This window comes from Algoriella sp. (assembly GCF_036647415.1).
Classification (GTDB): Bacteria; Bacteroidota; Bacteroidia; order Flavobacteriales; family Weeksellaceae; genus Empedobacter.
On record NZ_JAVXKG010000010.1, the window covers coordinates 65,648 to 81,754 of the forward strand.

The 16,107-nt window shown below is 29.5% G+C and carries 15 protein-coding genes; 6 read left to right on the forward strand and 9 right to left on the reverse strand.

From position 1 onward, the window contains the following. The first annotated feature begins 21 nt into the window (after positions 1-21). Positions 22-513, forward strand: coding sequence for a metallophosphoesterase family protein (locus tag RSC72_RS06270; RefSeq protein ID WP_332543892.1), 492 nt, complete (start codon positions 22-24; stop codon positions 511-513). Between the two features lie 13 nt (positions 514-526). Next, the gene (locus RSC72_RS06275) at positions 527-973 is read left to right on the forward strand and encodes a flavodoxin family protein (RefSeq protein ID WP_332543893.1); all 447 of its coding nucleotides are present in this window, start codon (positions 527-529) and stop codon (positions 971-973) included. Position 974: 1 nt separating this feature from the next. Here the strand turns inward: RSC72_RS06275 and RSC72_RS06280 are convergent, their stop codons facing one another. After that, the gene (locus RSC72_RS06280; RefSeq protein ID WP_332543894.1) at positions 975-2,009 is read right to left on the reverse strand and encodes an alpha/beta hydrolase; all 1,035 of its coding nucleotides are present in this window, start codon (positions 2,007-2,009) and stop codon (positions 975-977) included. A 90-nt stretch (positions 2,010-2,099) separates the two neighbouring features. Between RSC72_RS06280 and RSC72_RS06285 the strand changes: the two genes are divergently transcribed. Then, on the forward strand, positions 2,100-2,822 hold the full coding sequence (locus RSC72_RS06285) for a YqjF family protein (protein WP_332543895.1): 723 nt from the start codon (positions 2,100-2,102) through the stop codon (positions 2,820-2,822). 3 nt (positions 2,823-2,825) lie between these two features. On the opposite strand, the gene RSC72_RS06290 is transcribed toward RSC72_RS06285, so the two are convergent. From RSC72_RS06290 to RSC72_RS06300, 3 genes are all read right to left on the reverse strand, one after another. Then, positions 2,826-3,308 (reverse strand): GNAT family N-acetyltransferase, encoded by a 483-nt coding sequence (locus tag RSC72_RS06290; protein WP_332543896.1) that lies wholly within the window; start codon positions 3,306-3,308, stop codon positions 2,826-2,828. Positions 3,309-3,389: 81 nt separating this feature from the next. Beyond that, positions 3,390-4,583, reverse strand: coding sequence for a tRNA 2-thiouridine(34) synthase MnmA (gene mnmA / locus RSC72_RS06295; protein ID WP_332566108.1), 1,194 nt, complete (start codon positions 4,581-4,583; stop codon positions 3,390-3,392). Between the two features lie 136 nt (positions 4,584-4,719). Next, positions 4,720-5,586 carry a cupin-like domain-containing protein gene (locus RSC72_RS06300; protein ID WP_332543898.1) on the reverse strand — a complete coding sequence of 289 codons (867 nt, stop codon included), beginning with the start codon at positions 5,584-5,586 and terminating at the stop codon, positions 4,720-4,722. A 157-nt stretch (positions 5,587-5,743) separates the two neighbouring features. Between RSC72_RS06300 and RSC72_RS06305 the strand changes: the two genes are divergently transcribed. Further along, entirely contained in the window at positions 5,744-7,978 is a 2,235-nt protein-coding gene (locus RSC72_RS06305; RefSeq protein WP_332543899.1) for an OmpA family protein, read from the forward strand. 361 nt (positions 7,979-8,339) lie between these two features. On the opposite strand, the gene RSC72_RS06310 is transcribed toward RSC72_RS06305, so the two are convergent. Both RSC72_RS06310 and RSC72_RS06315 read right to left on the reverse strand, forming a co-directional pair. Then, entirely contained in the window at positions 8,340-9,545 is a 1,206-nt protein-coding gene (locus tag RSC72_RS06310) for an RsmB/NOP family class I SAM-dependent RNA methyltransferase (RefSeq protein WP_332543900.1), read from the reverse strand. 55 nt (positions 9,546-9,600) lie between these two features. After that, positions 9,601-10,023 carry an acyl-CoA thioesterase gene (locus RSC72_RS06315; protein ID WP_332543901.1) on the reverse strand — a complete coding sequence of 141 codons (423 nt, stop codon included), beginning with the start codon at positions 10,021-10,023 and terminating at the stop codon, positions 9,601-9,603. Positions 10,024-10,381: 358 nt separating this feature from the next. Between RSC72_RS06315 and RSC72_RS06320 the strand changes: the two genes are divergently transcribed. Then, the gene (locus RSC72_RS06320; RefSeq protein ID WP_332543902.1) at positions 10,382-12,514 is read left to right on the forward strand and encodes a Tex family protein; all 2,133 of its coding nucleotides are present in this window, start codon (positions 10,382-10,384) and stop codon (positions 12,512-12,514) included. Between the two features lie 82 nt (positions 12,515-12,596). Here RSC72_RS06320 and RSC72_RS06325 read toward each other — a convergent pair whose 3' ends face one another. Beyond that, a complete protein-coding gene (locus RSC72_RS06325; RefSeq protein WP_332543903.1) occupies positions 12,597-13,100 on the reverse strand; it encodes a DUF2314 domain-containing protein in 504 nt (167 codons plus the stop codon). Positions 13,101-13,142: 42 nt separating this feature from the next. Further along, a complete protein-coding gene (locus RSC72_RS06330; protein WP_332543904.1) occupies positions 13,143-14,531 on the reverse strand; it encodes an HTTM domain-containing protein in 1,389 nt (462 codons plus the stop codon). Positions 14,532-14,602: 71 nt separating this feature from the next. On the opposite strand from RSC72_RS06330, the gene RSC72_RS06335 reads away from it, so the two are divergent. After that, positions 14,603-15,004: a thiol-disulfide oxidoreductase DCC family protein gene (locus RSC72_RS06335; protein WP_332543905.1), complete on the forward strand. Its 402-nt coding sequence runs from the start codon at positions 14,603-14,605 to the stop codon at positions 15,002-15,004. A 425-nt stretch (positions 15,005-15,429) separates the two neighbouring features. On the opposite strand, the gene RSC72_RS06340 is transcribed toward RSC72_RS06335, so the two are convergent. Further along, a complete protein-coding gene (locus tag RSC72_RS06340) occupies positions 15,430-16,098 on the reverse strand; it encodes a TPM domain-containing protein (protein ID WP_332543906.1) in 669 nt (222 codons plus the stop codon). Between the last annotated feature and the right edge of the window lie 9 nt (positions 16,099-16,107).

The window sequence follows — 16,107 nt, forward strand, 5'->3', positions numbered from 1 at the left end:
GAACAGCAAAAATACAACCTTTTGAAGAAAATACTTTTACTTTCGGACACGCATTCTTACATAGATGATAGAATTTTGGATTATGCGCAGCAAGCCGACGAAATTTGGCATGCTGGTGATATTGGCGATATTTCGGTTACAGATAAATTAGCTGCAATAAAACCGCTACGTGCCGTTTACGGAAATATTGACGATAACAAAGCACGTGCTGACTTTCCTTTGAACAACCGATTTATAGTAGAAGGTGTTGATGTTTTGATAACGCATATTGGCGGTTATCCTGGAAAATATAGCTCCGCAATACGAAACGAAATTTATACTAATCCTCCAAAATTATTTATCAGTGGACATTCGCATATCTTAAAAGTTATGCCCGATAAAAAATTGGGATTAATCCACATGAATCCTGGCGCAGTTGGTAAACATGGTTTTCAGAAAGTGCGAACAATGTTACGTTTTGAGTTAAATGCCGGAAAAATTGAAAATTTGGAAGTGATTGAATTTAAACTATAAATCTGATTAAAAAATGAATAAACAAATTATTATAAATGGTTCTTTACGAAAAAATGGAAATACGACTGAATTGATTCAGAAAATTTACCCAAATTCAATTTCTATTCAATTAATTGATTTTAAGATTGAATTGTATAATTATGATGAAAATTATACCGAAAAAGATGAATTTTTAGACATTATTAACCAAATAATAGAGTTTGATGAAATTGTTTTTGCGACACCTGTTTATTGGTATTCGATGAGTAGTTTGATGAAAATATTCTTTGATCGGTTAACAGATTTAATTGGTTCTCAAGAAACTATTGGACGAAAATTAATGGGTAAAAAAATAAGTGTGATTACCTCATCAAACGGAAATAATTTAGGTAAAAATTTCTTTTTACCATTTCTTGAAACTGCAAATTATCTTCATTTAGATTATCTACAAGGAGCACATTACGTTAATCCAAAAAATTAAATTATTTCGCCAAATTAAACTCTTTTAGAATTGAAATAAACTTAGGATTCGTGATATAACGACGAAATTCATGAGAGTCTTGTCCTGTAAAATCTGTTTTCTCTAAGAAATTATAATTTTTAGCTAATTCATCATACAAATCTATTTTATAACCAAAATCTGTCGCTATAAAACTTTTGGATAAAAAGCCTATTTTACCTTTTCCTAAAACATAATCTGAATTATTAATAGTGATATGCATACGCTTTAGTTGAGGTGTAAATTCTTTTAATGAATCATTATCCATCGTGAAATCTATTTTTCCAATAGCAGGCGCTAACATAATACTGTAAATTTTGTTATTATTCTCTTTTAAAGCTTCGGCATTCGTAAAATCTACATGATGTACATTTTGTGCACGTTTTATCTCACTACTTCTTAATGAAGGATTTACCAATGCGCTCAAAACAACAGATGCTCCACGGCTATGCGATATCAAATAAATATCTTTGTTATGTATCACATTCAGAATTCGTCTCAATGCGAAAACTCCTGCCATTTGACTATTTGTAGTTGCTCCAAGCCAAACTTTTGCTGTACCAAAAAGACTTTCATTAACCAAACCATCCCAATAAAAATTCATTACCTCATCGCTCGAATCATTCAAATTCATATAAACACGAGCTTTGTTGTAATTTTTCAAGCTGAATAAATAATCATTATCAATACCATGTACAAAAATAATAACACGCTTTTTTTTCTTTACACGATTTTCAACCGCTTTTAAACGTAAATTCTCATAATTTGTTAATTGATCTTCGAAATGATCTTCGGTGGCAATTTTCATTAAAGAATATTCTTTTCTATTGGCATTTTTAGGAGGATTTCCAAACTTTTTTAACCAATTATCTGGATAAAAATTTCCGTTTTGATCAACAAAAGAACTTGTTGTATTGGGTTGAATAAAATTATTTGGAACTTGAGAAGTTGGTACATTATGAACTGCCGCACACGAAGTCAACAAACTAATCATAAAAATATAAAATAGATTTTTCATTTAATAAAAATTGGTAAGCGAATTAACTACATTTTTCTTAATTCTACAATAGATTTTGTATCTTCAACAACAAGTTTAACAAGGTTTTAAGTGAAATATACAATCAAACAAATTTTAGCCGAAACAAATCATCGTACTTGGCTTTATCCTTCAAAATCATGGAAATATTATCAAGAATGGAATAAAGCATTGTTCTTTCATTACAGAGTTAATAAAGATATTTTGAAAGAATTAGTTCCAAATGATTTAGAGATCGACGAAATAAATGGTTCTGCTTGGGTTTCGCTTGTCGCTTTTACAATGGAAAAAATTCGACCTCGTTTTTTACCCGCTTTTCCTCCTATTTCTGATTTTGATGAAATTAATTTGAGAACATATGTAACTAAAAATGGAAAACCTGGTGTTTATTTTTTATCGATTGAAGCTGGAAAATTATTTTCTGCACTTTTAGCAAAATCATTATCAGGCTTACCCTACGAAAAATCAAATATAAATAGAACCGAAAATTCTTATCAAGCTAATCATCTGAAAAGAAATTTTACACTTTTAGCCGATTTTCATGCAGGTATGAGTGTGAAACACAAAACCGAATTGGATCTTTTTTTGACCGAACGTTATTGTTTGTATTTGGACGAAAATAAACAATTGTTTCGATATGAAATTCAACATTTACCTTGGAAAATTAACCAACTTGAGTTAGATTTTCTGAATATTGATTATCAAATCAATGATTTAGTCATTGATTCTAGACCAGATTTAGTACATTATTCGGAAGGTGTGCAAGTTGTTACTTGGGAGAAGAAAAAAATCTAAGAATTAAATTTTCTTTCTCAACAAATGCTGCATTCCATTTATCCATTCTCGTTGCGAACCATCATCAATATAACCAACTTTTAGATATAAATCGTAAGCAGATTTATTTAAAAAATTAACCGCCAAAACCAATTCATTAATTGTAGGAAAGTTTTCTTTTACAAAATCATCGACCAAATTCATTGCTATTTTCCCGAAACCTTTTCCTTGAAATGCTGGATTTATCGATAAAGAACGTAGTAACAACGAATTTTCATTCTTCGTTAAATCTAACTTATCTTCTCCATAATCCAATACAAAAAAACCGATTGGCTCATCGTCTAACAAAATTGTAATAGGCTTTGCATGATTATCTGTTCGCTCTTCTAATCGCTGAAAAGTTTGTTCTGGTAAAGCTGTAAAATTGATTTGATCTTCGGGTAAAGTATAATTCAGTAACGAAATATAATCTTGTTTTTCAGTATACTTGAGATGAATATTAGACATAAATTATTTTATAAAATAAATGTACAAAAAAAAACGCTCAAGATTACTTGAGCGTTTTGAGAGCTATATAAAGATTTTTCTTTAATAATTAATTACACCCGAACCTAACAGTTCGTCATTTGCGTACCAAGCACAAAATTGACCTTCTGTAATGGCAGATTGTTCGTTTTCAAATTCGACATACATACCATTTTTGGCTTTATGTAAAACTGCTTTTTGCAAAGATTGACGATAACGAATACGAGCTAAAACTTCCATTGTTTCATCTTCTTTTAACGCTAAATCTTCTCGAACCCAATGAATTTCTTCTTCTTTAATAAATAAAGCTTTTTTCAATAATCCTTTATGATCTGCACCTTGTCCAGCAAAAATAATATTTTCGTTAACATCAGTATCCAAAACAAACAATGCTTCTACTTTTCCACCAACACCCAAACCTTTGCGTTGTCCACGTGTAAAATAGTGCGCACCTTGATGTTTACCTACAATTTCGCCGTCGGTTTTTGTATAATCAAAACCTTTCGCTTCGAAATCTAATGCTTCATATTTATTATTAAATGATGGAACTTCACGATTATATCCATTCCAATCTTTTGTAATTTCTACAATAACTCCTTCTTTTGGCTTTAATTGTTGCTGTAAAAACTCTGGTAAACTTACTTTACCAATAAAACATAATCCTTGCGAATCCTTTTTATTTGCTGTAACCAAATCTTGTTCTAAAGCAATTTTACGTACGTCAGGTTTTTCTATATCTCCAATCGGAAACAATGCTTTGCTTAATTGTTCTTGTGATAATTGACACAAGAAATAAGATTGATCTTTATTATTATCAGTTCCTTTTAATAATTGAAAAACTTCTTTTCCATTTTCATCAATTGTAGATGTTTTACGCGCATAATGTCCTGTTGCAACATAATCTGCACCCAAATCTAAAGCTGTTTTCAAGAACAAATCAAACTTTATTTCACGGTTACATAATACATCAGGATTTGGTGTTCTACCTTGCTCGTATTCATTAAACATATAATCTACAATACGTTCTTTGTACGAATCAGACATATCAATTACTTGAAAAGGTATCTCCAATTTTTTTGCGACCAACAAAGCGTCAGCGCTATCTTCTATCCATGGACATTCGTCTTCTAAAGTAACAGATGCATCGTTCCAATTACGCATAAACAAACCGATAACATCATATCCTTGTTCTTTTAGCAAATAGGCTGTAACACTTGAATCTACTCCTCCAGAAAGTCCTACGACAACTCTTTTCATTTTAAAAAATTTCAGTCAACAAATTTACGAAATAAATTCGGAGCACTCTTGATGTGTGTTAATCATTTTTATTGATGATATCATAACAAAAAAAGAACATCAAAATTGATGTTCTTTGTATAAATATATTGAATTTTTATAATCCTATTAACTTATTGGTATTGATAATTGCAAGTTTATTTTTTTTGTCAATCCAATATTGTCCTTTTATTTTTCGCATAATATTATCAATTGTTCTCATTATAAAAACATTGTAAACTGCTTCGGATAGATTTTTGGGTTTATGCGCCAAAGAACGCAAACTTACAGAGAATCCTGGCGTTATATATTTCATGTAATGCCACCAACCTTCGGGCATATACAACATTTCGCCATGTTTAAGATCCGCAACCATTGGGTTTATATTTTTCAAAGCTGGCCATTTATCAAAGTCAGGATTATCAAAATCAATATCTTCTCTACAAATTACCGAATAAGGAATCTTGTACATATATTTTGAATCTTGTGGAGGAACAATTACACAACGTTTTTCTCCTGCAAAATGAAAATGTAAAATATTGGCTAAATCGATGTCATAATGCATAAAAACATTAGCACCTTCGCCACCAAAAAATAACATTGGCATAGATTTGAAAAGATTTAAACCTAAATCGGGCATTTTATAATCTTGTTGTAATTCGGGAACTTGACTCATCAAATTATACAAAAAAATACGTAAATCCGTTGGTTCTTTTTGCAATAAATCAACATAATCTGCCATTTTCATCTTTGCAAAAGGCTCATTAACTTTCTTTGTATAATCTACTGGATCATTGTTATAAAGTGGAACAATTTTATCGCCAGCAACTTGTTTTATATACTCAAAATTCCATTTTTCGTAGGCAGGCCAATCTTCTGTAATTCGTTCTACAACTACAGGTTTTTGAGGTTTTACGTAGTATTTCTGAAAATCTTTCGCAGAAATATTTTCTAATCTTTCAACTTCTGTGAAATTAAAATTCATCTTTTATGTAAAATAAAGGTATAAATCTGATTAACTTTTGGTTAAACATTATATTTAAAGTGTTAAATCTCATATTATTAAATATATTACAATAATTTTATTTAATTCAATATACATTCAGTATTTTAGACTAAAATTTTTACAATACGCCACTTAAGTGAAAATTAAGCCTACATATTTTATTTTAATTGTACTAATACTAAATTCTTTTTGCTTTGCACAGCAAATTTTTCCGTATTTAGAATTAAAAAATGATGAAGATTTCGAGAAAATTGAAGCAATTTCTATCGAAAATAAATTCACTTTTCATCATATATTAGGAAATCTTACAACTAAGCTTATTTACAAAAATAATACCAACGAAGAAATTTCTGCGCAATTCATTTATCCCTATCAAACAAATCAAAATTTGTACGAATTAAAGGCTTTTGTCAACGATAAAGTTTTCGAAATTCAATCAAAATCTATTTCATCTATCCGAAAAGAACTGAAAAATATTGATGCTTCAACTATTTTTAAAAATCAGAAAAACAATCAATTTTTACGTTTAGATTTAGGAAAAATTCCTGCAAAAGCTACTATTAAAGTGGAACTGAAAGTTGCTAAAATTGTAGATGAAAATGAAAAAAAATATCAACTTAATTTTCCTGAATTTATTACTAAAAGAACGGAATCTTATACACAAATTAATCGTGAAAATACAAGCCTAAATGGTTTTCCTGCGGAAATTAATTCTGAAATTAAGATTTTTGGTAATTTTCCAATAGCAAAAATTAATTCAGATTTAAAATTTTTAAAAGAAAATAACAAGAATTTTACGTCAAAAAATTCAGATAAAAAACTTCCTAAAATCAACTATTCTTATTCAAAAAATGAAATTCAAAGCGGAATAGAAACTTTTACAGAAAATGGTTGCGATTATATTTTCGGAACAATAGAACCGTCTAATAAAGCTGAAAATTATAATTCTCCACGAGAATTTTTGTTTATTTTGGACGCTTCTGGCTCGATGATGAATGAGCCAATTAAGATTATAAAACAAGTAATGAACGAGGTTTTACCGAATCTTAAAGAAACAGATAAATTTAATGTCTTAATATATTCGACAAAAAATGAATTGATTTTTAAAGAAACTAAATTTCCTACAAAAGAGAATATTGAATTTGCGCTAAATAAAATCAATCAGCAAAACGGAAATGGAGAAAAATTATTAGATGAAGCAATTGAACAATTTCAAAAAAATCCAGTTGATAAAAATTACAAACAAATTATTGCAATTATTTCTGATGGAAAAATGAATTTGAACGAATCTATTTATAATTCTCTTCGAAATTATTCTAAAAACACTCAATTTATAACTTTAGGAATTGGGCGCGAATTGGATTATCAGGCGATGAATTTTATTAGTTTGGCAACAGGAACTTTACCAATTACAATTAATGAACCAAGAGAATTTCAACAAAGAATCAACCAATTCAAAAACGATGTGCTCAAAAGTTCTATTTATCATCTTAAAGTTCAATCGTCACAAATCAATTTGAACGAAACTTATCCGAAGAATTTCAATACCTATTTAGCGCAAAGCTCTGTCAATTTTGTAAGTAAGGATTGTAATCGAAATTATCCAAAAAAATTACAACTTATTGGTGCAAAATTTGATGGAAATTATGTTCAAAATTTTGAAATTAACCAAGCAAATAAAAGCGATTTTACAGAAGCTATCAAATTTTATTGGGCAAAACAAAAAATTGATTTTTTACTAAAAGACGAGCAACGTTGTGGCGAAATGTGCATAAAAGATGGGCGATATCGCAAAGAAATTGAGAAAATTGGGACAGATTTTAATCTTTCTACACCTTATAATTTATTAATTCAGAAAAATAATTCAGAAAATTACAATAATGATTATGATTCTGACAATGACGGCGTGATGGATTTAAATGATGAATGTCCGTATATTAAAGGAAATCGGTTTGGAAATGGATGTCCAGAAGAGAATTTAATTAATCAAAAAATTGGAAATTATGTCGAAAATTATTCGAATTATTTGATGGAAACAGTTGAATTTGATTTTGACAAAGCAGAAATTCGACCAATTGATTATCAAAAATTAAATGAAGTTGTCGCGATTATGAAACGAAATCCTACACTTAATTTTGTAATTGAAGGACATACAGATGCGATTGGGACAGAAATTTACAACTTAGATTTATCGCAACGAAGAGCAATTGCTGTTTTGAATTATTTGACTGAAAAAGGTTTGAATAAAAATCGTTTTTCTACAACTGGAAAAGGTTTTTCTGACTTGAAACACAAAGAATGTAATCCTGCTACAAATTGTCTTGATTGGAAAAATTTTGAGAACAGACGTGTGAGGTTTAGAGTGAAGTAATATTCTTCGACAAGCTCAGAATGACAATTGAATTTCTTTTTGTCATTCTGAATGTAGCTTCAGCGAAATGAAGAATCTATAGATTCCTCCATTCGTCGGAATGACAATTTATCTAACCTCATTTTTGAAATAATTTGTCATATTAATAAGATGTTGAAACGAGTTCAGTATGACGAAATTTTAAATTTACTAAAAATTTCAATAAAAAAACATACCCCTTCCCCCCTTCAAAAGGGGGAATAATTTGTTATAAAAATTTATTCAATAAAATCTATATCTTATCCCCTTGAAGGGATTATAGGGGTGTAAAAAAAAACCTCGAAAAAATTTCGAGGTTTTATATAATTTAAAAAATTCTTTATTAAGAAATACGTTCGATCAAAGCCATGTAGAATCCATCATAATTTGTTTCTGACGGATAATGAGTTTTATCTGAAAGTAATTTATAATTAGCGTTATTCGCTAAAAATTTCTCTACTTGTTGCTCATTTTCTTGTGGTAAAATAGAACAAGTTGCATAAACCATCAAACCACCAACTTTGATTACTTTAGAATATTCACTCAAGATTTTTTCTTGAAGCGTTATAATTTCATCAATAAAGTGAGGTTGTAATTTCCATTTTGCATCAGGATTACGTCTCAAAACTCCCAATCCAGAACAAGGTGCATCAATCAATAAACGATCTGCCGTATTTTCCATACGTTTTATCGTTTTTGCTTCAATAACTTTTGTCTGAACATTTTGAACATTATTACGTTTTGCACGACGTTTTAACTCTTTCAATTTCCATTCGTACAAATCCATTGCGATGATTTGTCCTTTATTTTCCATCAAAGATGCTAAATGTAACGTCTTTCCTCCTGCACCAGCACACGCATCTACAACACGCATACCTGGAGCAACACGTAAATAAGGCGCGATTAACTGCGAACCTGCATCCTGAACTTCGAACCAACCATTTTGGAACTCATCTGTTCTAAAAATGTTTGTTTTTTCTTCTAATTCTAATGCATCTTGATATTTAGATAAAAGATCTGTTTTGATACTTCTATCTTTTAATGCTTTTTGCAATGTTTTACGATCAGTTTTTAACGTATTTACACGTAAAACTGTAGGAGCTTGCGAATTCATCGCATGTACTTCTTCTAACCAACGATCTCCCAAAGCTGCTTGTCCTAACTCGAACATCCAGTCTGGATAAGATTCCGCTACTGCAATATTTTTAGACGACTCGTGGTGTCTTTTTAATATTTCTTTTGGATAAACTTTTTGAAATTCTTCCCAAGCAGGTAATTTTTGTTCTGGATCTAAAGCAAACCAAGTTCCGACAAATTCCCAAATTGTTTCTGGAGAAAGTGGGCGGCTCATTGCTCCTTCAACCAAACGTTTCCAACGAACCAAGTCATAAACCGTTTCTGCAATAAAAGCACGATCACGTGCTCCCCAAAGCTTGTTTGATTTTAATGTTCGCTCTACTTCTTTATCTGCATATTTTCTTTCGAAAAAAATCTGATTTAAAGTGTCAGTAATTCCGACAAATAAATTTTTATATGGTAAAATCTTCATAATTCTTTGCAAATTTACAAAGAGTTAAGCGATTAGCGCAATAAATTTTCAGAGTTTACATTAGTTTAAACTTTTTTTGTACTTCATCTGGTATAGCGACTACTTTATTTTTATGATAATCAAAGGTGACAATTCCTGTTTTTGCTTGTGCAATTAATTTTTCTGAAGTAGAAATTCGATAAAAAATATCAAAACTAACACGTTCAAAATCTTGTACGCCAATTTCGATTATCAATTCGTCACCATAAAAAGCCTGATTTTTATATTCTATTGCCACGTCAGCCATAATAGAGCTTACACCAGCAAGATCCATTTCAGAGAATCCAAAATGATTAAAAAATTGCATTCTTGCTTCATGAATGATTGATAAAACTTTATCATTAGCTAAATGATTTCCATAATTAAGATCTGTAATACGAACAGGAATAGTTGTGCTAAATAAAAATTCTGAAGTAAATTGTAATTTGATACGAGCCATTTTTAATTTTGACTCAAAGATAAGAAATTGGTATAAAAAAAAACGGGTTTAAGCTCCTCAGCTTAAACCCAATTGATTTTTAAAAAAACTTATACTAGTAAGTATAAATTTAACATTAAAAAAAATCAATCTTACTCTCTACTACCTGGGATCAAATTTAGAAATTATTTAATAATTACCAAAATTTTTTAGAAAATTTTTATTATTTTTTTTCATTATGAATAGTCTATGCATATTTTTCACTAAAAAATAAGAATATTCATAATGAATCTCTTTGATCTATTTAGAGCTATATAAAGTAAACCATTTTTATAGAATTCCCATAAAATATAGTAATTTGCAGTCCCAAATTTTTACTATGGATTTGATACGATACATTCATCAACAACTAAAAGATATTTCTGAAAAATCGATTAACAACACTATAAATTGTTTAAACGATGACAATACCATACCCTTTATTGCGAGATACAGAAAAGAACTAACTGGAAATCTTGATGAGGTACAAATTTCTACAATCAAAAAATTACAAAATCAATATATAGAAATTGTAACGCGAAAAGAATTTATTCTAAAAACTTTAGAAGAACAAAATCAATTAAATCCAGAATTACAACAACGCATTCAGAAAAGTTTTGATTTGGTTCAGATTGAAGATTTGTATCTTCCTTATAAAAAGAAAAAGAAAACAAAAGCAACCATTGCAAAAGAAAAAGGTTTAGAGCCTTTGGCTAAAATTATTATGAAACAGAATAATATTTCTGATTTAGATGGTTTAGCAGATCAATATATTACAGATGAAGTTGCGACAATAGAAGATGTATTTGCAGGTACACAAGATATAATTGCTGAGTGGATAAACGAAAACGAATATGTTAGAAATCGTTTACGTGAGATTTACCGTAAATCAGCTTTACTAGAAAGTAAAGTTGTAAAAAGTAAAAATGAAGATGAGAATGCTCAAAAATTTTCTAATTATTTTGATTACCAAGAATCGTTAAAAAAAATAGCCTCACATCGTTTGTTAGCCGTTTTACGTGGCGAAAATGAAGGTTTCTTAAAAGTCTCTATTTCTATTGATAAAAAAGAAGTTTTTAGTTTTTTAGAATATACGTTAATAAAATCTATTCAACCAGAAGTTTCATGGATTATAGAAGAAGCTATAAAAGATGCGTACAAACGACTTTTGGCGGCTTCAATTTCTAATGAAGTTCTAAAAGAAGCAAAACATAAAGCAGATGAAACGTCTATTGATGTTTTTTCTAAAAATCTTAATCAACTATTATTGGCTCCGCCGCTTGGTGAAAAACGTATTTTAGCAATTGATCCTGGTTATAAATCGGGTTGTAAAATTGTTGCGTTAGACGAACAAGGTGATTTATTACACAATGAAAATATCTATCCACACGCACCTCAAAACGAAAAAACGCAAGCCATCAAAAAGATAAAATCGTTGGTGAATGCTTACAATATTGATGCTATTTCGATAGGAAATGGAACTGCTTCGCGCGAGACTGAAAACCTTGTTCAGAATATACCTTTTGATCGTCCATTAAAAGTTTTTGTTGTCAACGAAGCTGGTGCTTCTATTTATTCGGCATCAAAAATTGCACGCGAAGAATTTCCAGATAAAGACATTACCGTTCGTGGCGCAGTTTCTATAGGTCGTCGTTTACAAGATCCATTAGCAGAGTTGGTAAAGATTGAACCAAAATCAATCGGAGTTGGTCAATATCAACATGATGTAGATCAAATTTTATTGAAAAATGAGCTAGATGATGTGGTTTCTTTCTGTGTAAACAAAGTTGGTGTAAATCTGAATACGGCGAGCAAACATTTGCTAAATTATGTTGCTGGAATTGGCGAGAAAATGGCTGAAAATATTGTTACTTTTCGTTCGGAAAATGGTGCTTTCAATTCGAGAAAAGAATTATTAAAAGTTCCTCGTTTGGGCGAAAAAGCATTTCAACAAGCTTCTGCTTTTTTACGAATCCCGAATGCTAAAAATCCGTTAGATAATTCTGCTGTTCATCCCGAATCGTATAAAATTGTGGAGAAAATGGCGAAAGATCTCAAAGTTGATTTGGTCGATTTAATTCAAAATAAAGAATTAATTAATCAAATTGATTTGTCTAAATATGTTTCCGAAAAAGTTGGTTTACCAACATTAGAAGACATTAAAAAAGAGTTAGAAAAACCTGGTTTAGATCCTCGTTCTACTGCAAAAGTATTTAGTTTTGATTCGAGTTTAAAGAAATTTGAAGATTTAAAACTTGGTATGAAAGTGCCTGGAATTATCAATAATATTACAAATTTTGGGTGTTTTGTAGATATTGGAATTAAAGAAAATGGTTTGATTCATATTTCTAAAATATCAAATGAGTTTATTTCGGATGTTAATTCTAAAGTTCATCTAAGTCAACAAATTGAGGTAACCGTGATTGGTTTAGATACCGAAAAACGTAAAATACAATTATCTTTGATTGATTAAGAAATCATAAAAATAATTTCAAAATTAAAAGGCAATCTAACGAAAGATTGCCTTTTTGATTTTATTATTTTTGAGGAAGAAATTAATCTTCAAATTTTACTTTATATTGTTTGTCAAATTCTGCGCGTTGTTTGTCATCTAACTTACTTCGCATATATTTTATTGTAAATCCTCCAATCATTTTGTCTGCTTTATAATACATCCAATCCGAAATCTTACTTTCGTCAATTGCTACTGTATCATTGTGTTTTACCAACTTTGTATACTGTGGAACATTGTCTATAATTCCTTTCAAGGTATCATTTTCACTGTAAACATCACGAACCCAGATATGCTCTTTTCGATCAGAATTTGGAATATCATACATTTCTTTTACAATAAAATTTGTTGTCGTAGTATCTTTCATTGATAGCGCTAACTTGAAATCATCAAGTGTTTGACGTGCTTCTTTTCCGATACTATCCAAATCTTTTAGCTCTTGTTTTTGTTTGTCTAATCCTTTATATGCAGAAACACCAGAATTATCTCCTTTTCCACATGAAAAAAGTAATGTTGCAAATGCGGCAATTAATAATGTATATTTCATAATTGTATTTTTTAGTTAATCTGTACTTAAATTTACAAAAAATTAATCAAAATATGAAAGATGTAATTCCTTTGGTTGATTTTTAATCCATTTTTGGTGTCCAAAATAGCTCCAAGTTGTAAAGCCTAAATTATAATTTGGATTTGTAAATTGGTAATAATCACTTCCATTTACCGAAACTTTTGCATCCACAAAAACTTTGACATCTTTTATTCCTTTCTCGTTATAATCATGTTTTACAAAACGTGCGAATTGCCACATCATATCTGGACTTACCGCCATTTTAGAAATTTGTTTATACGTTAAATAATCATCTAATTTTACCTTTTCTCGTTTCAGAAATTTACCTTTCTTTTTCGGATCTGGTTGAGCTACAAAAACTTCTATTTCTCCTGCCTTATTACGCAACATCATTCGCCAAGAAAGGCGATGACCTTCTTCTGTCCAAAAAACATTTCCAGGAATAAAAAAATGACGAACAGGTAAATAAACTTGCCAAATCACATAAAAACAAAGTAAATATGAAAACATGACACGACGTGTTGTTAAGAGATTATCTTCGTCTGAACGGTCCATCATAAATGATTTTTTAGGAAAAATCATTTCCTGAATTTTAACAGGATCGTAAAAGAAAATCATCATTGCTAATGCGAAAAAAGGAAATATTCCGATTCCGAAAATAGCCGAATTGAAAATATGAAAAAAGATAGCGCACTTTATGGCTAAACCACGTGTCTTTTTGAATAGCATTGCAGGTATAATAAGTAAATCGAAAAGAAATCCTAACCAAGCAAATACTTGTGCAAACTCTAAACTACTCACAACTTTTCCTAAGCCTGCTAAATTGTATTTAAACATTAACAATTCACCATATTGTTCGAATTTCATTTGTAAAAAAACGCCGTTAAACCAATCTGGATAAATTTTATGAACCGCCGCAAATGTATATACAATTAACAATTGAATGATAAATAATGTTGGTACCCAATTGCGACAAGTTAAACGTTTTATTTTCGGAAACATTAAACTATCTACAGAAAAAAAGTGATGTGCTGGGATTATTGTCATCATCCAAGAAATGAGCATAAACAAGTAATAATGATTGTTATAGCTTGTTTTTTGCATAAAATAGGTTAGCGACCACAGTAATGCAAAAATTATTGTAGAAAATCTGTACGCAAATCCGAAGGCGATAAACCAGCCTAAAAATCCCATGACGACGTAAAAATAAATCATTTTTGCACCAAGAAATACATTTGTCCACTCGAAACCGATGAACGAAAATGAAATTTTTGGATCAACAAAATTATTCTGTACCCAGCCTGTATAAATGGCTCCCCAACATTCTGCCACAATCAATAAACCGAAAATGATACGGAAAATAACTAATGGAGAATTATCAACTTTTCTGAATAGATATTCGCTAAACATTATGATTGTTAATTTTGGCTAATTTAGAAATAACCTTTAGAGTTTGGCTAATTTTGGCGTATATTTATTCTATGAAAGCGCGGAAAATTATTTTATTTGATGGAATTTGCAATTTATGCAACCAATCGGTGCAGTTTGTGATTGAACATGATTCTAAAAATCAGTTCCATTTTGCTTCATTACAATCAGAATTTGGACAAAATTTTCTGAAAGAACATCATTTAGATGCAGAAAACTTTAATTCTATGATTTATATTGAAAATGATAAATTTTATACAAAATCTTCTGCTCCTCTTAAAATAATGAAACATTTGGACGGAATAATTTCTTGGTCTTCATTTTTTATCATTGTTCCGAAACCTATTCGAGATGTTGTGTATAGTTTTATTGCGAAGAATCGTTATCGTTGGTTTGGTAAAAACGAAAGTTGTTGGTTGCCTACACCAGAATTGAAAGCGAAGTTTTTGGAATAAGAATTATACTTCTTGATTTAAATAATTTCTAATTTTCTTGAAAGGGATCAACCAAAAATAGAACGTTAATAGTAAATTAATAATGCTAATTATTAAGAGTATAAAATTTCCATGTAAAATTGTAGCATCTATTTCTCCCATTTGAATTAAAAACAACGAGAAATAAGCAAACAACAAATAAAAAGCTAATACTCTATATTTTATTTTTGAAAATATACTGATTAAGAAAAATAGTATTGTTACAAACCCTAAACTGTAGATTGAGACATAATCTTCCCCGCCAGAACTTTTCAATTGAGAAGTATAATGAAATTCATCTCCTTGCATATAACCAAATCCATCTGTGTATTTAATAAAAATAAAACAACAAATCACTTGAATTAGATATAACACTTCAAGGAATGAAAAATGAAATTTCAAATTATTCAATCTACTTCTATTATTTTTTCGTTAATTTTTACAACAGCTTGATTAATTCCTTCAAAATATTTTTCTTTACTAAAATTCGGAACAATTAATTCATCAATTAGCTTTTGAGAAAACTCGTCAGAAATTATATTTCGTGCAATCTTATTCGTCGAAATTCTAATTTCTCTTGATTTTAAGTTAAACACAATTATCATATTTCCTTTTTCAAATCTATCCGAACTATTGTTATTTAAAATTGAAAATGAATAATCTATTATATTTTTATTTGGAAAATAATCATCTGTAGAAATTATAAATAATTGAAAACGATTAGTCTTTTGAATTTCCTTTAATTGTTTTTCAAGTTCTACTAAATCTTCTCTATTGAAGATTTTTTCTAAATCAACAACATTTGAAAAAGGAACCAAAGAATAATTCTCAATAAATGGTTCAGTACAATTTTTAATCAAACTCTTTTGTAAATTGAACTGAAAAAAGTTTATATCTGATATTAAAAAATTCTCTGCATCGGAATTTAGATATTTATTAAAATCAAATAAATTTTTGGCTGACTTTTTCTTCTTAAATGATTTACAAATTTCTTTACTTATTTGATTATAATCTTGAGCATAAGAAAACGTAATATTTGTTAATAAAAGAACTAATAAAAGTATTTTTTTATTCATTATTTCAAC

Excerpts from the sequence above, each read along its gene's own strand:
- RSC72_RS06275 (WP_332543893.1), top strand. The coding sequence starts at position 527 with ATGAATAAACAAATTATTATAAATGGTTCTTTACGAAAAAATGGAAAT.
- RSC72_RS06280 (WP_332543894.1), bottom strand. The coding sequence starts at position 2,009 with ATGAAAAATCTATTTTATATTTTTATGATTAGTTTGTTGACTTCGTGT.
- RSC72_RS06290 (WP_332543896.1), bottom strand. The coding sequence starts at position 3,308 with ATGTCTAATATTCATCTCAAGTATACTGAAAAACAAGATTATATTTCG.
- mnmA (WP_332566108.1), bottom strand. The coding sequence starts at position 4,583 with ATGAAAAGAGTTGTCGTAGGACTTTCTGGAGGAGTAGATTCAAGTGTT.
- RSC72_RS06300 (WP_332543898.1), bottom strand. The coding sequence starts at position 5,586 with ATGAATTTTAATTTCACAGAAGTTGAAAGATTAGAAAATATTTCTGCG.
- RSC72_RS06310 (WP_332543900.1), bottom strand. The coding sequence starts at position 9,545 with ATGAAGATTTTACCATATAAAAATTTATTTGTCGGAATTACTGACACT.
- RSC72_RS06315 (WP_332543901.1), bottom strand. The coding sequence starts at position 10,023 with ATGGCTCGTATCAAATTACAATTTACTTCAGAATTTTTATTTAGCACA.
- RSC72_RS06320 (WP_332543902.1), top strand. The coding sequence starts at position 10,382 with ATGGATTTGATACGATACATTCATCAACAACTAAAAGATATTTCTGAA.
- RSC72_RS06325 (WP_332543903.1), bottom strand. The coding sequence starts at position 13,100 with ATGAAATATACATTATTAATTGCCGCATTTGCAACATTACTTTTTTCA.
- RSC72_RS06330 (WP_332543904.1), bottom strand. The coding sequence starts at position 14,531 with ATGTTTAGCGAATATCTATTCAGAAAAGTTGATAATTCTCCATTAGTT.
- RSC72_RS06335 (WP_332543905.1), top strand. The coding sequence starts at position 14,603 with ATGAAAGCGCGGAAAATTATTTTATTTGATGGAATTTGCAATTTATGC.
- RSC72_RS06340 (WP_332543906.1), bottom strand. The coding sequence starts at position 16,098 with ATGAATAAAAAAATACTTTTATTAGTTCTTTTATTAACAAATATTACG.